Here is a 21,779-nt window from a genome sequence, read left to right as displayed (position 1 = left end):
TGCGTCTCTACAGAGAAGATAAAAAAACTAATTGGGCACCGCGCTTTTACATACCGATCCAACCATCATCAGCTACACCATTGCAGCTGTGGCTTTGCCGCTGTTTGCTGCTTTGATCAATTTTTGCCTGCCTGTAAAAAGTAAGGCAGCTGGCTGGGTCTCAACCCTGACTATTTTGGTTGGTTGTGTATTATCGGCTATGGTATTTGCAGCGGTTTGGAACCGGCAACCTTTGCATACACAAACACTTTGGTTTACCATTGGTAACACCAAAGTTTTCGCGGGGATCTTGCTTAATAACCTCTCGGCGATGATGTTGCTGCTGGTATCGCTGATTGCCTTGCCGGTACATATCTACTCTACGGCATACATGAAGCACGACGACAGGTACAGTCGCTATTTTACCTACTTAAGTTTCTTTTGTTTCAGCATGCTGGGTTTGGTTGTGGTAGATAGCCTGGTGTTGTTCTATGCTTTCTGGGAGCTGGTGGGCTTTTCGTCATACCTGCTTATCGGTTTTTGGTTTACCAGGGATAAAGCCGTACAGGCCAATAAAAAAGCCTTTATCATGAACCGCATTGGCGATATCGGTTTGCTAAGTGCTATCATTATCCTATTTGCCCAGTTCCATACGTTTGATATCGCTACGCTTTTCATTAATGATAATCTGGTATTTAAATCGGTTATTCATGATGGTTTGTGGATCTCTGCTTCAGAGCAGATTCCCGCTGTATGGCAATACGTGGCCTGCATTGGTGTATTTATGGCTGTTGCGGCAAAATCGGCGCAGTTCCCTTTACATACCTGGCTACCTGATGCCATGGAAGGGCCAACCTCGGTTTCTGCACTGATCCACGCGGCTACTATGGTGGCTGCCGGTGTATTTCTGCTGGGCAGGGTTTATCCTTTGTTTACCGATACGGAGTTAACGGTTCTTGCCGTAATAGGTTGCTTTACCGCTTTCATGGCCGCCACTATCGCGCTTACACAAAACGATTTGAAACGGGTGCTTGCTTACTCAACCATATCGCAACTGGGTTATATGATCCTGGCGATGGGGGTTGGGGCTTATGGCTCTTCTTTATTCCATTTAGCCACGCATGCTTTCTTTAAATGTTTACTGTTTTTGGTGGCCGGTGTTGTGATCCACGAAATGCAGCATATCAGGGAGGAAAATGACCTGGATATCGACCCGCAAAATATTCAGTACATGGGTGGCTTACGTAAAAAGTTGCCGCTGACCTTTGTGGTCGCAGTTATTGGTTCACTGGCGCTTATAGGTATTCCGCTTACTTCGGGCTATCTGTCAAAAGATGGCATCCTGATCCAGGCGTTTGAATGGAGCGAGGGTAGAAACGCATGGCTTAAACTGATCCCGGCAGGTGCATTATTTACCAGTTGGCTTACTGCCTTTTACGTATCAAGGTTAATAGTGAAAATATTTTTCGGAGAGTTTCGCTTGTTGAAACATCACCCTGACATTAAACTACATATCAGCGATGGAGGTTGGCAATATCGTGTGCCATTGATCCTGCTGGCGGTTTGCAGTTTGTTCCCCTTGTTTTCGCTTAATCCTTTCTTTTATGAAAAAGCCTGGCTATTCGAAAACTTAAAACCTGCCGAATTCATGGCCCGCGAAAATATCTACCATACCATTATTCCGATAGGGGTGAATATCTTAAGCGTTTTTGTAATGTACGCGGCCTATGCTATCTACGTAAAAAGAAATACTTTCTCGTTTCCGCAAACCGGCTTCTTTTACCGCTTATCCTATAATCAATGGTATCTGGATAAGATCTATAAGAAAGTGATTGTAAAACCAGTACTTGGCCTGGGCAAAACCTGTTTTTGGTTTGATAGGAATATCATTGACGGGCTGATCCATTTAATTGAAAGGCTGAGCAGGAAGGTGGCAGACCTTACCGCCTGGTGCGATAAATATATTGTCGACGGATTTTTGCATTTAATGGCTGCATTAGTGCAAAGTATTGGCAATTTTGCACGTAAGTTTCAAAACGGCAAGGTGCAGTATTACCTGTATAGTATGCTGCTCATTGTGTTGGTACTCTTTATTTTAAAAATACTGATCTGAATTTAATGAACCTACTAACCCTACTCATATTTATACCTGTACTGTTTGCGCTGGTGATCGTATTGCTGCCATCGTCGGTTCGGGGGAGTTTTAAATATATTACCCTGCTGGCTACGCTTTTGCAGCTGGGTATCAGCATCGCGATCTACCTTAACTTTAAAACAGGTGCGGCAACGGCAGGTATTAACCATGAAGACCAGTTTCAGTTTGTACAGAAACTGCCATGGATTGCCCTTAACCTGGGCAGCATGGGCAAAATGCAGATAGATTATTTTGTAGGGATAGATGGCATTTCGGTAACCCTATTGGTAATGTCGGCACTGGTGATGGTGGTTGCTACGCTGGCCTCCTGGGAAATCAAGAGCAATCTCAAAGGTTTCTTCCTTTTGTTTTTACTGTTGGATATGGCCGTGATGGGTGTATTCTGCGCTTTGGATTTCTTCCTGTTTTACCTGTTTTATGAGCTCATGTTACTGCCGCTCTATTTCCTGATCGGAATGTGGGGCGGTGTACGCCGGGAGTATGCGGCCATCAAGTTTTTCTTGTATACCCTGTTTGGTTCAGTATTTATGTTACTGGTGATGGTAGGTTTATACCTATCAGTAAATGATCCGGCTACAGGTAGCCATACTTTCAATATTATCCAGATGATGAACCCTGCCAATTATACCCAAGGTTCGGTATTTTCAGTGGCGGCACATCAAACTATATTGGGGATGCCTGCGCGTACGGTTGGTTTTGTGGTATTGTTTATTGCATTTGCCATCAAAGTGCCGGTTGTGCCTTTACATACTTGGTTGCCCGATGCGCACGTTGAAGCGCCTACACCGGTATCTATCATTCTTGCCGGTGTGCTCCTTAAAATAGGCGGTTACGGCATCATCCGCATCTGTCTGGGAATTTTCCCGGAGATAGCATCATCCGGCGCTTTTTGGCTTGGGTTGATTGGGGTTGTTTCGATATTATATGGTGCCTGCAACGCGCTGGCCCAGCGCGATCTGAAGCGGATGATCGCTTACTCATCGGTATCGCACATGGGTTTTGTGTTACTGGGTATTGCCTCGCAAACTGCCGAGGGGGTAAGCGGCGCGGTAATGCAAATGGTAAGTCACGGCTTTTTATCATCAATGCTGTTCTTTTTGGTAGGTGTAGTTTATAACCGCGTACACGACAGGGATATTTATCATTTTCGCGGGTTGGGCACTCAGATGCCTCAATATACAGCCTTTGTTATGGTGGCTTTCTTTGCCTCACTGGGGCTGCCGGGCTTTTCGGCATTTGTGGCCGAAGCATTTACACTGACGGGTACATTTAAATCGCCAACGGTTAACGGTTTGCTGCCATACTGGATGGCTGTTTGCGGTTCGGTAGGGATCCTGTTGGGAGCGGCTTATTTCCTGTGGACGCTGCAGCGCATGTTCTTCGGAAAAGTATCACTTAAAGGCGGCGAGGTTTGGAAAATAGCACTTACCGATGTAAGCATCCGCGAAAAGCTGGCATTGATACCAATGGCTGCCGCAGCATTGGCTTTAGGTTTGATGCCGTCGTTGGTGTTTGGAAAAATCAATGATTCGGTATTGGCATTGATACAGTTTTTACAGGCTAAATAAAAAAATAGTGTTTCAACATAAATTCATTTATGGAAAAGTGCATACACCTGCATCTTTTATTTACGCTGCCCCCGGCAACCCGGGCATAAGCGAAATAACAGATGGTATGTATTTAACCGAAGGAATTATGTTTAAAAAATTATCTATCGCAGCAGCATTGCTTTTTATCGCTGCAGCAACAAGGGCCGATGAAGGCCAGAAGGTAGCCTCAAAAGTTCAGAAAGTAACCGTGTTTTTGAACGGGGCGCAGGTAAGTCGTACAGCGTTAGTCAATATCAGCCCCGGCACATCAACGCTGGTGTTTGAAAACCTGTCGCCTGGAATTGATGTGCAGAGTATCCAGGTAAATGCAGGCGGCGATTTTACCATTCTTTCGGTTAATCACGAACTTGATTTTGCCGATAATGACATCAGGCAAAAAAACATACAGGCTATTGAGGCGAAGGTAAAACTGGTAAGAAACAAAATAGCCTTGCAAAATAACATGCTCTCTATTTACCAGGAAGAAGCTAATACACTGGCTAAAAACCCGGTGAGCAACGGTACTAATGTTGCGCTGGATCCGATCAGGCTGAAACAGACACTCGACTTTCAGACAGCTCGCTTAAACGAGATCAAAAAGAATCAGCAAGCCGTAAATGATCAGATAGATTTGTTTAACGACGAGCTGGAAGATTATAACAAACAAATTGCAGAGATAAACAAAGCAGGTGTTAAAACAACCAGTAATGTTTTGGTCACCGTATCGGCAAAAGTTGCGTTGCAGGCAAATTTTACTTTAAGTTATCTGGTGCGAAACGCCAACTGGTTCCCTACCTACGATATCCGTGCTAAAAATGTGAACAGTCCAATAACTATCGTTTACAAAGCCAACGTGTCGCAAAAAACGGGTGAGGACTGGAAAAGCGCTAAGCTTACCTTATCAACCGGTAACCCAAGCGTAAATGGGGCGAAGCCCGAGCTTACGCCTACCTATCTTAACTTCGGTATGTACTATTCAGGTACTGGTGTTCCAATAACTAAAGTAATGGGTAGAATAGTGAGCAGGGATGATAACAGCTCCATCCCTGGTGTAAGCATCAGGGTAAAAGGTACATCAATAGGGGCCGTAAGTGATGCCGGTGGAAATTACAGCATCCAGATACCTAACGCCAATGCTGTGCTTACTTATAGTTTTATTGGATATGAAACATTAGAAAGGCAGGCCAATGCGCCAATGATCAACGTGGCGCTAAATCCGTCTTCACGACAGCTTAACGAGGTGGTTGTTGCAGGTTATGGCACGGAATATAAAAGGGATTTGACCGGTGCTGTTGCGAGAATACAAGATAAAAATATAATTAACACGGTTCCTATCGAAGTAAAAAAAGAAGAGAACCAAACCAATATTGAGTTTAACATCGCTAACCCTTATACGGTACCAAGTGATGGCAAACAGTATGCGGTTGAAATTAGCCAATATAATATTGATGCTACTTATCAATATTACGTGGCGCCAAAATTGAGTACCGATGTATTCCTCACCGCGCAGCTTACCAACTGGAATAAATACAGTTTTCTTTCGGGCGAGGCCAACCTGTTTTTTGAAGGAACATACATTGGCAAGTCGCTGATTAATACCGATGCTACTACCGATACACTGAACCTATCGTTAGGTACCGATAAAAATATTGTTGTTACCCGTACGCTGGAGAAAGGTTTGGCCATGCGCCAGTCATCAGGTTCAAACCAAAAGGAAACCCGTAACTGGCTTATCGACGTAAAAAACAGGAAAAGCCAGTCGGTTAATTTATTGGTTGAAGACCAGGTACCTGTTTCGCAAAATAAAGATATCGAAGTAGAGGCGCAGGAAACATCAGGCGCAAAACCTGATGCAACAACAGGTAGGGTTTCATGGAATTTCATGTTAAATTCGCTCGATGAAAAGAAGGTGAAACTAAAATACCAGGTTAAATACCCCAAAAATCAATCAGTAATAGTACAATAAAATATAAATGCACGATCTGCTTCCCCATATATCAGTTCAGTTAACCAATGTTTTTGGCAGCATACCCTATTTTATGCCCGAAATTTATTTAACCGGGCTGTTTTTGGTAGTGCTGATAACCGACCTGATATTTGGGCGCAGATCTGTAAAGCTTTGTAAAATAGTAGCCTGCGCCGGCTTGCTGCTGGTGTTGTTTAAAGACCTGCAGCAGGTAGCCCTGATCCTTGACGGCGATCATGTTATCTTCGGCAGTATGTTACTGCTGCGCCGGTCGGCGGTATTTTTCAAGATCATTATCGATCTGCTTTCATTCATTCTCCTGTTAAATTTTACCTGGGATGACAAGCTGAAGGTGCATCCAAAAGGCTTATCAGACCTGTATACCATTTCCATAGCATCTATTTTAGGTCTGCATTTAATGGCTATGGCTATTAACCTGCTCTCGGTTTATCTTGCCATCGAGATGGTATCCATAGCATCATACCTGATGGTGGCTTACCGGTCTGAAACTGCTTTAAGTACCGAAGCCGGTTTAAAGTACGTGCTTTTTGGCGCGGCATCATCGGCTGTTATGCTATACGGGATCTCGTTATTGTACGGCTTCAGCGGCTCGCTGGATCTGCCGGGTATTGTAGCCCAGTTGCCTAATGTAAACCCGGTGAGCGCTTCATTTGCTTTAGTACTGGTGCTGATTGGCATAGGGTTTAAATTATCATTTATGCCAATGCATTTTTGGGTACCCGATGTTTACCAGGGGGCGCCCACGCCGGTTACCGCATATCTTTCAACCGTACCTAAAATAGCAGCTTTTGCGCTGCTTGTAAATGTGATGCCTTTGTTCCTGTTTTCGGCCGACTGGAAGGGGATTGATTTTAGCATTGTTTTATCAGCTATTGGTATCATCACCATGATAGCCGGAAATTTTGCAGCCGTTTTGCAAAGTAATGTAAAAAGGATGCTGGCCTATTCAAGCATCGGCCATACCGGCTTTGCTTTAATGGCGGTAGTTACCTTTAATTTACAGGGCTTATCATCATTAACCTATTACCTGGCCGTTTACGCGCTGGCCAATATTGGGGCGCTGGCACTGGCATCATACTTCAGCAATATTGTGGACGCTGAAGAGGTGGAAGCTTACAAAGGGCTGGGCTTAAAATACCCTGTAGCCTCGGTTTGTTTTGTAATTATCCTCATTTCTTTAACAGGGATCCCGGTTACTGCGGGGTTTACGGGTAAACTGTTTGTGTTTTCGGCGGCTTATAGCGCTTATGAGCAAACACACAGTATCTGGCTGTTGTCGCTGATGATAACCGGTGCTTTAACTACGGTAGTATCATTGTTTTATTACCTCAAAATTCCTTTGTATTTATTTCTGAAAAGGACAGAAAATGCCGAAGTTGCCAGTGAAAGATCTTATAATTTACTTGTTTTAGCTATTGTTATTAGTTTTCTGCTCGTTTTATTGGGGATTTTTCCGAATTCTGTCCTGAAATATCTGTAGTTGTTGTTTTTTTTCAACAAAAGTCAATTAGTTTCTTTTGTTTTTAGAAAAAATCATACCTTTCGTGCTGATTTAAAACATATTTTTTCTGAATACATGAAGAGGTATTTCCCTTTTTTCCTGATCTTAATTATACTTTCACTTACTTTCGTTTTTCCGTCGGTTGATTTTAAGAATTCCGGTCATCCCAATTTTAATACGGGCGATATAGCCTGGATGCTGATGTCGACGGCGCTGGTTTTGATCATGACTCCCGGTCTCGCGTTTTTTTACGGGGGAATGGTTAATAAAAAGAACGTGATCTCCACCATGCTGCAAAGCATCATTTGTATGGTGATCATTACAGTAATGTGGGGCATCTTTGGATTTAGCTTAGCCTTCGGCGATAGCTTTTATGGCCTTATCGGTAACCCCGGAACTTATTTCATGATGAAAGGCATGTTAGGTAACGCCACCTGGAAAGCCGCGCCAACCATTCCTTTACTGCTTTTCGCTATGTACCAGTTAAAATTCGCCATTATTACCCCGGCGCTTATCACCGGTGCATTTGCCGAGCGTATCCGTTTTAACTCGTACATTATTTTCCTGGTACTGTTTTCTATTTTCATATTCTCGCCGCTTGCGCATTGCACCTGGCACCCGGATGGCATATTAGCCAAATTTGGTGTGCTTGACTTTGCAGGCGGTACGGTAGTGCACATGTCGGCCGGATGGGCTGCTTTGGCATCGGCCTTGTATTTAAAACGCCGTAACGAGGCTAATCATTCTCCGGCACGGATTACCTATGTAATGATAGGTACGGGCTTGTTGTGGTTTGGCTGGTTTGGTTTTAATGCCGGTTCGGCTTTTGGCGCTAACGCTTTGGCGGTTACCGCCTTGGCAACCAGTACCACTGCTTCGGCAGCTGCCGGTGTTACCTGGATCTTTTTTGATATGCTGCTTGGCCGCAAACCATCTGCAATGGGTACCTGTATTGGCGCTGTTGTAGGTTTGGTGGCAATTACGCCTGCCGCCGGCTTTGTATCGGTACCGCACTCGCTGGCTATCGGTATCATATCGGCTGTGGTGAGTAACCTGGTTGTGGAATGGCGTACCCGTACTTCTATTGATGACACGCTTGATGTATTCCCTTGTCACGGCGTTGGCGGTATGGTGGGGATGCTGTTAACCGGCGTATTTGCCAGTCAGCATGTAAATGCTAATAATACAACAGGCAACGGCTTGTTTTTTGGCGAGACACACCTGTTCCTCGTACAGTTGGTAGCATTGGTGTGCGTATCGATATTCGCATTCTTTGGGTCATTATTATTGTTAAAGATCACCGACATGATCTCGCCTTTAAGGGTATCGGCCGAAGAAGAAGAACAAGGCCTTGATATCAGCCAGCACGGCGAAAAATTATAATCACGTATTTCCAACCAATCCAATAAATCTAATGAAATTCCCGGCCGCAAGGCCGGGTTTTTTGTTTTAAGGGGTAATTGAAAATATTAACGCGGGTTCAGGCGGCTACATTTGAATGACTTTTTAACAGGAGCGTACACGCTCCCTGATATTATGGTAAGCGTGAATCCATTAGGGAAAAAAAACTTAAAAATCTCCCTTTACGCCCTGGTATAATAAAGCAAAGCCGCACCACAGGCAAATGGTTTACAATTCATCAACTTTAACTCTAAATCATTTTTTAAAGGGTTAAAGGTTTGTTGTCCGTTACCGATCTCAGCGGGGTTTACAAGCAAATAAAACTCATCAACCAAATCATGTTGAATTAAGGATGATACAAACGAATCTCCCCCATAAACAAGGATGTCTTTACCATTTTTCTTTTTCAATGTTTCTATCGCCTCCTTTACGTCACCGCCTATTATTGTTGTATTGTCCCATAGGCTTACTTTAAGGCTGTTTGAAAAAACAACATTTGGAATATCCGCGAAACGCCTTCCAAGCTTATATTCAGCGTCATTAGGGTTGTTTGCTATTGCTGTCCAATAGGGAATAAAACCTTCAGCTGTTTTTCGTCCATGTAAAATACAGTCCACATTCTTAAGATTATCGATACTGAAATCAGACATTCTGCTGTCCCATTTATTGTTGAGTGCAAGGTTCATTTGTAATTTTAACTTTCTCATGCCGATCCGTTTTAGGGTAAATTGATATTACAAAGTTACAGGCCCAGCGGCTGCAGAATAAGGCATGATCACGACATTATACCGTTATGATTGCGACATTTTAGAAGTATTCGTCCCGCGTTCGTTTGCAACGAGAGCTTAACCTGGATTAGCGTTTATACGCGATGGGCGATGCGATTGCCCGGCCGGAATAAGCACTCGTTGAAAATAAGCGCAAAAGGGAGAAAAATAAAGCCCCTCTTTGCAAAGCAAAGAGGGGCAACACATGTAGTTAGGTAGTGGAAGTTAATACATAATGGTTAGCCCTACGCAAAAACTTTCTTACCCATACCTTCAACCGCTTTATGCGTAACCGGGTCAACCCTTTTTATGTGGATATTATTAACCGGTTTTACCACCAGCGGAATCTTTTCAATGCGTGTTTCACTGGTATCAAGCCCAAAAGCCTTAGCTTCTGACTGGGCCAGTTTTTTAATGGCAAAATAGCTGTTGAGGATAAAGCTCTCCGATACATTGAACACGTTATTATACGACAGGAATTTCTCCATGATCACAAACCTGAAATCGGCAGCCATATTGTGTTGTTTTAATGATGGGTAATTGCTGGAGATATCAATCTCGCCACGTTCAACCATATCTTCAACTACTTTACGGAACAATACGTTTACCCGCGGCTGGATCCTGAAGCCCAAACGGAATTCTACGCGGATGACTTTGCCCGGCTCAATTTGGTCAACACTGTACTCCATAGTGTATGGCTCGTCGGTGCGTTCAATGTGCACAAACCAATAGGTGTCGGCACGTTTAGGACGGCGGCTCATGATGGAGTAGATGATCTTTTCTTCAATCTGTTTGCCATTATTGGCTTTGGTAAGATAGATCAGGTGCGTAGCGTATTTGTTTATGGTAGCATCATTGCTCAGCGCGTTTAGTAAAGGCAGTTTCTCCTTGATATCGGTAAAATGAAGGAAGCGGTTATTGATTTTACGGGCCTTAAACCAGGTGTACATCGTAAAGATCAGACCAACTTCAAATCCCACAAAAAACAAACGTTTTAGTATTTTAACCGCGTTAGCTACAAAAAAGGAGAATTCGACGGTTACAAATAAGCACAGGATAATGGTAACCAGCCATACAGGCCAGTGCTTTACATAGCGCATAAAGTAATACATTAAAATTGTAGTGCTAAGCATAGCAATGGTGATGCTGAAGCCGTAAGCAGCCGTCATTGCGCTTGAGGTACGGAAATAGAGCGATACAAGGATACAACCAATACACAGTATCCAGTTAATGCTTGGAATATAGATCTGCCCGCGGATATTTGACGGGTATTTGATGGTGATCCTTGGCCAGAAATTCATGCTCACCGCCTCACTAATGAGCGTAAATGAACCACTGATCAACGCCTGGCTGGCAATAATGGTTGCCAGTGTAGCCAAAGCTATCGCGGGTAGCAGGAAGAAATGGGGAACGATTTCAAAGAAAGGGTTAACGCCGGTAAAGTTCTTACCCGGTGCTTGTGACAGCACCCAGGCGCCTTGCCCCAGGTAGTTTAATATCAGGGTTGTTTTCACAAAGATCCAGCTTACCTGGATGTTACGCCTGCCGCAATGGCCCAGGTCGGAGTATAGGGCTTCGGCACCCGTAGTACACAAAAATACCGCGCCTAACAACCAGAAACCTTTAGGATGGTCCATCAGTAAATGGGCGCCATAATAAGGATTGAGAGCTTTAAAAATAGAGGGGAAATGTGTTATTTGTATAGTGCCCAATACGCCCAGCATAATAAACCACATCAGCATGACCGGCCCGAATGCCGAACCGACCACCTTGGTGCCAAACTGCTGAAAAAAGAACAGCAATAAAATGATGCTAATTACAATAATGAGGATCAGGTTATTGCCAGGGACAATAACAGTTGAAAATGCCGGTACTAAATTTAAACCTTCGATGGCCGATGTTACAGAGATGGGTGGGGTAATGATACCATCGGCAAGCAAAGTACCTGCGCCAATTATAGCTGGGATTGCCAGCCATTTACCGTAACGTCTTACCAGAGCATATAATGAAAAAATACCGCCCTCGCCTTTATTATCAGCCTGCAGCGTAATAACGATATACTTGAAAGTGGTTTGCAGTGTGAGTGTCCAGAAGATACAGGAGATAGAGCCTAATACCAGCGCGGGGTTCACCTTACCGCCTTCAACCAACAGGGTTTGAAAAACATACAGGGGAGAGGTACCAATATCGCCAAAAATAATACCGAGAGTAACGATCATACCCGCGAAAGTGAGTTGCTTAACGTGCGAATTCATGAAGTGTATAAATTGTTAGGGGAAAAGAGGGGATGATACCAGCTGCAATGAAGGAACTTATTGTCCGTTTTGTAAATTTTGCTGTAGCAGCGATAAACAATGCCATCGTAAATTTATTTTGTATTGTGAGGCCGCATGGCCAATAAACATGCCACAACGTTTTTTGCTTTATTTACAGGCTTGTGTTATAGGAGTTTATCAAAATGAGAAAGATTTTCTCAATATGAGGAAAAGCTATCAAAATGATAGGTTTTATCATTCTGATAGCAGAGTGGCCCATCGTGTTTTATGGTATGTAATACAGATATTTGAACATGGACCTATTCAATAATGACCAGCTGAACCTGTTTGGCGCACCAAAAAACTTATTACCTTTTGATGGAGAGGTATTGCTTTATCCCCATTTTTATAAGGAAGATGTATTTACGCGGCTGGTTGAGGAAACCCCATGGAAGCAGGATAAAATGAAAATCTATGGCAGGGAAGTGAACTTCCCCCGGCTTACGGCCTGGTACGGAGAGCGCGATGAGGTATATGTATATTCAGGTGTGGTAAATGTGCCGGTTAAATTTAGCCCGCTGCTCAATAGCATTAAGCAGGCGGCGGAGCAGCAGTGCGGTCGCCGGTTTAATACAGCGCTGCTTAATTATTACCGTGACGGTGGCGATAGTATGGGCTGGCATAGTGATGATGAAAGCGAGCTTGGCGGTAACCCTGTCATCGCTTCGGTATCATTTGGCGCTTCGCGGGTTTTCCAGTTTAAGCATAAGCGGCAAACGAATGCTAAAGTATCTGTCGTACTTAACAACGGCGATCTGCTGATTATGCAGGGGCAAACGCAGCATCACTGGCTTCACCAGGTACCCAAAACAAGCAGGATGCTGGGGGCGAGGATTAATATAACGTTTAGAAGTATTGGGTGAAGATTTTTTGCTTTGATGATGTGATTGGTCAGAAAGCGCATTTAAGCGTCCCCGCACAAAAAAACTGTTTTGTAACATCCCAAACAAACCGCTATCTTACATTAACATTACTGACCTTATGAAAACACCTTTATTATTATTTGCCGCCTTTTCGGCCTTAATAACAAACGCCAATGCGCAAACCGATTTGCCAACCGACAGCGGTACCTTTTTTCTGCATAAGTTTGAGCAACACATTGGTAAGGAAACCTATTATGTGCACAAGTATAAAGATGCCGTTCATTATAATGTCAATTTTAAGTTTGTTGACCGCGGTTCGCCGGTGCCGCTTACTGCCGAGTTGAAGGTGAACCCCGTAGCCGATCCGTTGGAATTGACTATAAAAGGCAATACTTCAAGGTTTTCGACCATTGATGATAAAATAACCATTCGCGGAGGTGAGGCTGCAATCAGGGTTAACGATTCATCATATACACAAAAAGTACTGCCGCTCAGCTTCCCGGTAGCGGGCTATTCGCCGGGCACTGTGCAGCAGGTGCTCATCCAGTATTGGAATAAACATAAACAACCTGCAAGCATCCATACACTGCCATTTGGCGCGGTACAGATCAAAAAAGCAGGTATTGATCAGTTTACGTTTAACGGTAAACCACTTACACTTAACCGGCTCACCATAAGCGGACTGGTTTGGGGTAACGAACTGGTTTGGACTGATAATGAGGGTAAACTCATATGCCTGATCACTAATGACGCCGAAGGTGACAAACTGGAAATGATGCGGGTACCTTACGAAGAACTGTTACCACAGCTCATCAGTAAGGCGGCTACCTACGGTATGGAACTATTTGCGAAAGCGGCCGCACCAACAGGTAAAACAGATAAGATAATAGCTATTACCGGTGGTAACCTGGTTGACGTAAATACAGGTACAAGCATACCTAATGCCGTTGTATTGATAGAAAATGGCATTATCAAACAAACAGGTAAGGTTGGCACAGTTAAGATACCTGCAGGGGCTAAGCTCATTGACGCCAAAGGGAAAACCATTTTGCCCGGCCTGTGGGATATGCACTCGCACTTTGAACAGGCCGAGTGGGGGCCGGCCTATCTTGCAGCAGGTGTAACTACTGTGCGCGATTGTGGTAACGAATTTGGTTACATCAACGCTATAAAAGCCGCTATTGATGGAGGCAAAGGCGTGGGCCCCAACATCATTAAAGCTGGTATTATTGACGGCAAAGGGCCTTATGCATTGGGGATTATCCAGGCTGATACTAAGGAAGAGGCTATAAAGGCTGTAGACCGTTATAAAGAAAATGGCTTTCAGCAGATCAAGATCTACAGTTCGGTAAAACCGGCTATAGTTAAAGTTATTTGTGATGAGGCACACCGGTTGGGTTTAACTGTAACGGGCCATATCCCGCAGGGGATGACCCTTCAGCAAGGGGTTGATTCGGGGATGAATATGGTTAACCACGTGCAGTATGTGTATGCCATCATGAAACGGGATAAGGACAGGTCGGTTATTTTCGATGACTCGGTAAGTATCGCGGCTATTAAGTTTATAAAAGAACATCACGTGGTGATAGATCCTACGATAGGTGTTTTCGAGCTCGCCTTCCGTAACGTTAAGGATGATATAACCAAACTGGAGCCTAATTATTATACACTGCCGCTGCCGCTTCAGGCACTGTTTAAAAACATGGGCGAAGAACCGGAGAAGGCCGCTAAGCTGAAACCCTTGTATGAAAGCATGAAGAAGACCGTTAAGGTATTGCATGATGCCGGAGTTACTATTGTTGCAGGCACAGATATGGGGTTCCCCGGCTATAGTCTTGACCGCGAACTTGAATTATATGTTGAAGCCGGTCTTACCCCGGCGCAGGCTATCAAAACAGCAACGATAACACCGGCTATGGTGATGGGACTTGATAAAACAACAGGTTCGGTTGAAGCGGGAAAGCAAGCCGACCTTGTTATTATCGATGGTGATCCGCTGCGTAATATCAGGGAAATCAGGAAGGTATCAGTAGTAATAAAAGAGGGCAGGATCTATGACCCGGTTAAGCTGCACCAGATGGTTGGGTTTAAGAAATAGGTGTGTGGTTTATTGGGTTGATTAGGTTAATGGTTGGTTATCAGTGTAATAACTACTCACTAAATCAACCATTCACCAAATCAACTTGGCAATCAATAAACTACTAATTTATGACAATAGATTTTACCGATACTTCATTTTAAAATGATACCTTTGCAGCCTCATTCCGAATCATGAGCGATCAGATTAAACATGAATGCGGTGTGGCATTTATCCGCTTACTAAAGCCACTATCTTATTATCAGAAAAAGTACGGAACTGCACTGTACGGCCTGAACAAACTTTATCTCTTAATGGAAAAACAACACAACCGCGGCCAGGATGGCGCAGGTGTTGCTACCATTAAACTGGATATTGAACCGGGCAAAAGATACATCAGCCGTCACCGCTCAATGGCCTCAAATGCCGTTGCCGATATTTTTGAATATATCCAAAAGAAATTTGCGGAAATTCAAAAAGAAACCCCGGAAAAGATGGCTGATGCTGAATGGCTTAAAGAACACGTTAGCTTTACCGGCGAGGTTTTGTTAGGGCACCTGCGTTATGGTACCCATGGCAAAAACAGCATTGAAAGCTGCCACCCGTTTTTAAGGCAAAACAACTGGATGACCCGTAACCTGGTTATTGCCGGTAATTTTAACATGACCAATGTTGATGAATTACTGCAACAACTGTATGCGTTAGGCCAGCATCCAAAAGAAAAGGCCGACACAGTTACTGTGCTCGAAAAAATAGGCCACTTTATCGATACCGAAAACCAGGGCTTGTTTGATCAGTACAAACGCGAGGGATTGGACGATAACAGGGAGATCAGTAAGCTTATAGCTAATGATATGGATGTTGCCAAGATCCTCCGTAAATCGGCCAAGAACTGGGATGGCGGCTATACGATTGCCGGGATCCTTGGCCATGGAGATGCCTTTGTAATGCGCGATCCGGTGGGTATCCGCCCTGCATTTTATTATTATAATGATGAGATCGTTGTTGCGGCATCTGAACGCCCTGCTATCCAAACGGCATTTAACGTGCCGATGGAGGAGATCAGGGAAATCCGCCCCGGCCATGCCTTGATCGTTAAAAAGAATGGTAAGATAACCGAGGATATGTTCAGCGAGCCAAAAGAAAAGAAAGCCTGTTCTTTTGAACGGATCTACTTTTCGCGCGGCAGCGACTCGGCCATTTACCGTGAGCGTAAGCAATTAGGTCGCCTGCTTTGCCCGCAGATATTGGATTTTGTTAATCATGATATTAAAAATACGGTATTCTCCTACATACCAAACACCGCCGAAGTGGCCTTTTATGGTATGGTTGAGGGCATGCACAAGTATGTAAAGAAATATCAGCACGAAAAACTGCTTGAGCTTGGAAGCGACATTACCGAAGAAAAGCTTACCGAAATATTACAGGTAGCCCCAAGGGTTGAAAAGATAGCCATTAAGGATGTTAAACTGCGTACTTTCATTACCCAGGACGCGGATCGCAGCGAAATGGTGGCCCACGTATACGATACTACTTACGGATTGATCAAAAAAGGCACCGATACCTTAGTGGTATTGGATGACTCTATAGTTCGTGGTACTACGCTGAAACAAAGTATCCTGAAAATCCTTGACAGGCTTGGCCCTAAAAAAGTAGTTGTGGTTTCGTCTGCTCCGCAGATCCGTTACCCCGATTGTTATGGGATCGACATGTCACGTATGGGTGAATTTGTGGCATTTGAAGCAGCAATCAGTTTGTTAAAAGAGATGGGCAGGGAAGATGTGATCCTGGATGTTTATCAAAAATGTAAAGACAGCCAGAAACTGCCGAAGGAGGAAGTTGAAAATTATGTGAAAGAGATTTATGCCTTGTTTACCGATCAGCAGATCTCTGACCGTATTGCGCAGATCATCACACCTAAAAATGTGAATTGCGAGGTACAGGTAATTTATCAAACATTAGATAACCTGCACATCGCTTGTCCTGATAACCTTGGTGATTGGTATTTCAGTGGTGATTACCCAACCCCAGGTGGTAACAAGGTTGTTAACCGCGCCTTTGTTAACTGGATGGAAGGTAAAAACCAAAGAGCTTATATGTAATGCCCCCTAACCCCCTAAAGGGGGAATGATATACGAGGCGATGAGTTTTTCATCGCCTTTTTTGTTTTAAAAGAAAATCATTGTTTAGACAATGACAAGAAATATGTCACAGCGCACGTAGTGACAATACCAACAACCACGAAAGTTTTATTTTATGAGTGAAAGGATAATCGATACTTGCATAATCAAAGTCATTGCATAAACAAGCTTTAAAAAAAAGAAGGAGAATACTTTTAGGCCGGTAGAAATAAAGTTTTCGTTTTGCGGTGTTGTTATCCTGTGTATTCTTTTGACCGCAAAATAAGTAAACCAGAAATAAGTGAACAGGGGAAATAATGAAAAGAAAATAAGCCCTGAAAAAGTACGCATTGGCATTAGGAATGGGAGGTTGAAAAAATGTAGTAAAATCAATAATATAGTGCCTATAAGAAATAGCTTGAATTGTTTTGCATTTACCCATTCGGTTTTATTCAGTTTTGAATAAACAACTAAGTCAACCGCAATAAAAAGAAGTATATAAATGATTTCCTGGAACATGACAAAAAGGTTTATGGTTTAAAGTAAATGTAGCGAATACTGATAGAAAAGTTTCCTATGATCCTACCGGTGCCGCAAATACAAAATGTGTAACCAGCTTATCAATCAGCACCAATGAGGCGATAATGAGCGCGATACCGGCAACCTCATTTAAACGGTGGATAAATTTAACCGAAATACGTGCCCGGAGTTTATTAGCATAAAAAGCTTTGAGGGTATCCATACCAAACTGGATGATGAGTATGGTAAGGAACATAACGGCTATATGAAAGGATCTGTGCGGGGTGCCCACCAGGAATGTGGTACTGGCCGCGCCGATCACTACCGTCCAGTGGAAGAGGAGGGTAGGATTAAATATGCACATCAGGAAGCCTTTAAGTACATAACCAAAGCGGTCGGCGCCTGATGGGACTTTGTTTTCATAATTGATCTCGCTTTTTTTGAACATGTAATATAGGCCAAGCGCGAATAATATGGCGCTGCCTACAACGCCTGCTATAACTTTGGTATGGTCAGATACATCGATATATTGCGAACCAAACAGGATTGCTCCTACAAAAACCACATCGCTGCAAACCACGCCAAGGGCAAGCGAAACACCGGCATGAAACCCTTTTTCGATACTGGTTTTAATGAGCGCAAAAAAAACCGGGCCGGTAATAAATGTAAGTACTAATCCAAACCCGATACCCGAAACAATGGCTTTTATCATTAAGTTAAGCTTTGTTCTTTTTTGAACATTGCGAATATGCAATTTTATCTCATAAACAACGAAAGTTAAAATTGTGATTTAATTTATTTAAAAAAAGACCAGAGAGTTTTACCAAAATTGAATTATGTTTAGAAATTCAAAAATCAAATCTGTACAACCTATTTTAAAATGGAACAAAACAATGCTAAGAACTACGGTACAGCCCTGTATACGCTGATTACCGTGTTTTTCTTTTGGGGCTTTTTAGCCGCCTCCAATGGTATTTTCATACCTTTCTGTAAAGAGCACTTTCACCTTACCCAGTTCGAATCACAACTTATCGACTTTACATTTTACGGTGGGTATTTCATCGGTTCATTGATACTTTACTTTGCATCACAAGCCAGTAAAGTTGATATTATGAACAAGTTAGGTTACAAAAATGGTATCATTTTAGGCCTCGTTGTTTCGGCAGTTGGTGCATTGGCTATGATCCCTGCTGTAGCTTCGGGCGCGTTTGGTTTCATTTTGGCTGTATTCTTTATTATAGCTGTTGGTTTTTCGTTACAGCAAACAGCTGCAAACCCATTTGTTGTTGCATTAGGCCCCCCTGAAACCGGTTCAAATCGTTTAAACTTTGCAGGCAGTATCAACAACATAGGCGCTTTATTAGGCCCGGTAGTAGTAAGTGTGGTATTATTTGGTTCGGCAACCGCAAAAACTGCCGCTGCTGATGTTAAAATATCATCAATCAATAATCTCTATTACCTGTTAGCTGGCTTGTTCATTGCTGTTGCTTTGTTCTTTTGGTTTTCGAACCTGCCAAAGGTTACCAGCGATGAAAAGATCGAATCAAGCTCAAAAGCAAATACACCATTGCTGGTGATGTTTGTAGCGTTTTGTTTGATACTTGCAGCCGATCCTATCAGCAAGGCTATAGGCATACCGAGCCAATATTTTGTATATGCTTCGTTAGCTATAATTGTATTTACACTGATAGGTACCATTTTCGCCGCTAAAAAGAGTAAAGAAGGCTGGGGCGCCATGCAATACCCGCAGTTAATATTGGGTATGCTTGCTATATTTACTTACGTAGGTACTGAGGTTACTATTCAAAGTAATATGGGTTCATTATTAAAGACCCCGGAATTTGGTTCTTTTGCTGAGTCAGACATTGCTCCATATATCTCATTATACTGGGGTAGTTTAATGATCGGTCGTTTTGCGGGATCTATTGATGCGTTTAATCTTTCAAAATCGGTTAAATACGTTTTATATATTTTAATCCCTTTCCTCGCATTTGGCATAGTGCTGCTGGTAAATGTTTTCTCGGGCGCTAACGTAAGCCACCTGTACGCTTATGCAATTTGCGTAGCCATCCTGATCGTTGCTTTCTTTATCGGTCAGCAAAAACCAACCCGTACTTTATCGGTACTCGGTTTATTGGGCGTGGCGTTCATGCTTGCAGGTTTATTTACTACAGGCAAGGTAGCTACCTTCGCGTTTATCAGCGGTGGATTATGTTGCTCAATCATGTGGCCGTCAATCTTCTCGTTAGCTATTACCGGTTTAGGAAAATACACCAGCCAGGGCTCGGCGTTTTTGATCATGATGATTTTGGGCGGTTCGATCATCCCGCCGCTGCAAGGTAAAATTGCCGATGGTGCCGGTAATGTTGTTCCGGGTATGAGCGGTATCCACTTCTCATACATCGTACCTGTAATAGGTTTCGCATACCTTGCTTATTTTGCATGGAAAGTTAGCCGTGAGCTCCGTCATCAGGGTATCGATCTTGACCACGTCGAAGTTAAAGGCGGACATTAATCTTTTTAGAAATTAGAGGTTGGAGATTAGAGGTTAGGCCTTTAATTTTCAACCTCTTTTCTTTTTATAATAATTTTAACTAATCTCAACTCTTTAACCTCCGATCACCGATGACAAAACCCAGCTTCGATCAGATTTTTATGAACCTGGCCACTGATCTGGCCGAGCGGTCGCATTGTGTTAAGGCGCATGTGGGGGCGGTTTTAACGCGTGATACGCGCATTATTTCCATAGGCTATAACGGTCCGCCGGCTGGAACACATAATTGTGATGTGGAATGGCCCGAAACAGGTTGTGCGCGCGATTCAAAAGGCAGCTGTTCACTTGCCCTGCATGCCGAAGAAAACGCGATACTTTATGCGGTAAAAAATGGGGCGCGACTTGAAGGCGCTACGTTGTATACCACGCTGTCGCCATGTTTGCCTTGCGCAAGGCTCATCTATTCGGCCGGGATCACCCAGGTTTATTATGATAAATCATATGCCGAGTATAAAGGCTTAGCAAGCGACGAAGGGGTAGATTTTTTAAACAGGTTTGGGGTGAAAGCGGAGAAGTTTAACCGTTGATTTTTTGATTACGTTGATTTCGCTGATTTTTTCCGGGATTTCACCGATTGATTTTTGATTACACTGATTAATTGGGGGGCTGATATAATCATCAGTTTCTGAATAAAAAAAGCGTCATAAGGTTTTTGCTTATGGCGCTTTTTATTCAAGGGTTGAATCTAATCTCTGATCTCTGAAAAGAAACTAATCTCCGATCTCCAACCTCTAATCACTAACCGCTACTCCGCAATAAACGGTTCAATATGGCTTATGGCAAACATCAATTGCTCATCCTGGCTCAGGTCGGTGTTGTCTAATATAATGGCATCTTCGGCGCGGGTAAGGGGGCTTTCCTCGCGGGTGGTATCCTGGTAGTCGCGGTGTGCCAGGTTATCAAAAACCTCTTCCAAAGTAATGTTAGGGTTGGTTGGTAATAACTCTTTATAACGGCGTTCGGCACGGATCTTTGGATCGGCAGTCATGAACAGTTTCACCTGCGCGTCAGGGAACACAACGGTACCAATATCCCTGCCATCCATAATAATGTTTTTGGAGCGGCCTAAACGCTGCTGCTGCCTTACCATGGCCGCGCGCACTTCTTTTATAGCTGCTACCGAGCTAACTTTATCAGCTACGTGCATCTGGCGGATCTCTTCAGACACGTCCTCTTCATTTAAGGTAATAAAGGTTTTATAATTTTGCGTATGAAAATTAAGATGGATATTATGCAAGGCATCCGCTATCTGGGCATGATTTTCAAGATCAATGTTATGCCTTAAAAAGTATAAGGTTACGGCACGGTACATAGCGCCGCTATCAACATAGATAAAATGAAGCTCTTTTGCTAAAGCTTTTGCCAGGGTGCTTTTCCCGCACGAAGAATAACCATCAATGGCTACTACGATATTGTTGTTCATAGAGCTGCTAAAATAGCAAATTATTAGCAAATGGCCTGATAGCGGTAACTCAATAAGGCTTATTTTTGAAGATGAATTTTACTAAAGCAGATCTTCAAAAGGAAACAAGCTACAAAACATCAAGAAGCGGAGGAAAGGGCGGCCAAAACGTAAATAAGGTTTCGAGCAAGGTTGAACTGTTATTTTCAATAGGTTCATCCGCTTTGTTTAACGATGAGGAAAAGCTGCTGCTAACCGAAAAACTACAGAACAGGCTTAACAAAGATGGTTACGTGCAGGTAATATGCGATGAAGAACGAAGCCAGTATCTCAATAAAGAAAAAGCAATTGAAAGGTTAACATCGCTGCTAACAAAAGCCCTTCAAAAGCCTAAAGTGCGCAAACCCACCAAAGCAAGTAAAGCTGCAAAAGCCGCAAGATTGGACAACAAGAAAATGCAATCGGTAAAGAAAGAGAATAGGAAAAATGATTTCGGGGAATAGTTAAGCGAACTCTCTAAAGCTATGTCATTGCGCAGCGTGGCAATCGC

Annotated in this window: 16 protein-coding genes; 11 read left to right on the top strand and 5 right to left on the bottom strand. The window is 43.3% G+C overall.

The features are described 5' to 3' along the window. Positions 1–31: 31 nt before the first annotated feature. From nuoL to ABID99_RS20050, 5 genes are all read left to right on the top strand, one after another. Positions 32–2,092 carry an NADH-quinone oxidoreductase subunit L gene (gene nuoL / locus ABID99_RS20070; protein ID WP_373614924.1) on the top strand — a complete coding sequence of 687 codons (2,061 nt, stop codon included), beginning with the start codon at positions 32–34 and terminating at the stop codon, positions 2,090–2,092. 5 nt (positions 2,093–2,097) lie between these two features. Next, a complete protein-coding gene (locus tag ABID99_RS20065) occupies positions 2,098–3,702 on the top strand; it encodes a NuoM family protein (protein ID WP_373614923.1) in 1,605 nt (534 codons plus the stop codon). A gap of 7 nt (positions 3,703–3,709) precedes the next feature. Next, entirely contained in the window at positions 3,710–5,689 is a 1,980-nt protein-coding gene (locus tag ABID99_RS20060) for a mucoidy inhibitor MuiA family protein (protein WP_188832894.1), read from the top strand. Positions 5,690–5,696: 7 nt separating this feature from the next. Further along, positions 5,697–7,190 carry an NADH-quinone oxidoreductase subunit N gene (locus ABID99_RS20055; RefSeq protein WP_373614921.1) on the top strand — a complete coding sequence of 498 codons (1,494 nt, stop codon included), beginning with the start codon at positions 5,697–5,699 and terminating at the stop codon, positions 7,188–7,190. A 96-nt stretch (positions 7,191–7,286) separates the two neighbouring features. Continuing rightward, positions 7,287–8,594 (top strand): ammonium transporter, encoded by a 1,308-nt coding sequence (locus ABID99_RS20050; protein ID WP_373614920.1) that lies wholly within the window; start codon positions 7,287–7,289, stop codon positions 8,592–8,594. Between the two features lie 200 nt (positions 8,595–8,794). On the opposite strand, the gene ABID99_RS20045 is transcribed toward ABID99_RS20050, so the two are convergent. Together ABID99_RS20045 and ABID99_RS20040 are read right to left on the bottom strand one after the other, a co-directional pair. Beyond that, positions 8,795–9,319 (bottom strand): dihydrofolate reductase family protein, encoded by a 525-nt coding sequence (locus tag ABID99_RS20045; protein ID WP_373614919.1) that lies wholly within the window; start codon positions 9,317–9,319, stop codon positions 8,795–8,797. Positions 9,320–9,624: 305 nt separating this feature from the next. Next, complete coding sequence (locus ABID99_RS20040; protein ID WP_373614918.1) at positions 9,625–11,634, bottom strand: KUP/HAK/KT family potassium transporter; 2,010 nt, start codon at positions 11,632–11,634, stop codon at positions 9,625–9,627. A gap of 314 nt (positions 11,635–11,948) precedes the next feature. Between ABID99_RS20040 and ABID99_RS20035 the strand changes: the two genes are divergently transcribed. The 3 genes from ABID99_RS20035 (at position 11,949) to ABID99_RS20025 (ending at position 16,736) form a co-directional block, all read left to right on the top strand. Beyond that, the gene (locus tag ABID99_RS20035; RefSeq protein WP_373614917.1) at positions 11,949–12,557 is read left to right on the top strand and encodes an alpha-ketoglutarate-dependent dioxygenase AlkB; all 609 of its coding nucleotides are present in this window, start codon (positions 11,949–11,951) and stop codon (positions 12,555–12,557) included. Between the two features lie 118 nt (positions 12,558–12,675). Further along, a complete protein-coding gene (locus ABID99_RS20030) occupies positions 12,676–14,655 on the top strand; it encodes an amidohydrolase family protein (protein WP_373614916.1) in 1,980 nt (659 codons plus the stop codon). Between the two features lie 173 nt (positions 14,656–14,828). Beyond that, on the top strand, positions 14,829–16,736 hold the full coding sequence (locus ABID99_RS20025; RefSeq protein WP_176622594.1) for a class II glutamine amidotransferase: 1,908 nt from the start codon (positions 14,829–14,831) through the stop codon (positions 16,734–16,736). Between the two features lie 147 nt (positions 16,737–16,883). On the opposite strand, the gene ABID99_RS20020 is transcribed toward ABID99_RS20025, so the two are convergent. Beyond that, complete coding sequence (locus tag ABID99_RS20020; RefSeq protein ID WP_176622597.1) at positions 16,884–17,273, bottom strand: hypothetical protein; 390 nt, start codon at positions 17,271–17,273, stop codon at positions 16,884–16,886. 55 nt (positions 17,274–17,328) lie between these two features. Next, a complete protein-coding gene (locus tag ABID99_RS20015; RefSeq protein ID WP_373614915.1) occupies positions 17,329–17,985 on the bottom strand; it encodes a LysE family translocator in 657 nt (218 codons plus the stop codon). 168 nt (positions 17,986–18,153) lie between these two features. Here ABID99_RS20015 and ABID99_RS20010 point away from each other — a divergent pair, with 168 nt between their 5' ends. After that, positions 18,154–19,788 carry an MFS transporter gene (locus ABID99_RS20010; protein ID WP_112654787.1) on the top strand — a complete coding sequence of 545 codons (1,635 nt, stop codon included), beginning with the start codon at positions 18,154–18,156 and terminating at the stop codon, positions 19,786–19,788. A gap of 110 nt (positions 19,789–19,898) precedes the next feature. Next, entirely contained in the window at positions 19,899–20,354 is a 456-nt protein-coding gene (locus tag ABID99_RS20005) for a dCMP deaminase family protein (RefSeq protein ID WP_112654786.1), read from the top strand. A 218-nt stretch (positions 20,355–20,572) separates the two neighbouring features. On the opposite strand, the gene cmk is transcribed toward ABID99_RS20005, so the two are convergent. Continuing rightward, a complete protein-coding gene (gene cmk, locus ABID99_RS20000) occupies positions 20,573–21,250 on the bottom strand; it encodes a (d)CMP kinase (protein WP_090531876.1) in 678 nt (225 codons plus the stop codon). A gap of 71 nt (positions 21,251–21,321) precedes the next feature. Between cmk and arfB the strand changes: the two genes are divergently transcribed. Continuing rightward, positions 21,322–21,732, top strand: a complete 411-nt coding sequence (arfB, locus tag ABID99_RS19995) for an alternative ribosome rescue aminoacyl-tRNA hydrolase ArfB (RefSeq protein ID WP_373614913.1) — start codon at positions 21,322–21,324, stop codon at positions 21,730–21,732. Positions 21,733–21,779: the final 47 nt, after the last annotated feature.

Source organism: Mucilaginibacter sp. OAE612, from assembly GCF_041806395.1.
Classification (GTDB): Bacteria; Bacteroidota; Bacteroidia; order Sphingobacteriales; family Sphingobacteriaceae; genus Mucilaginibacter; species Mucilaginibacter rubeus.
This window is presented reverse-complemented; position numbering and strand designations above follow the sequence as displayed.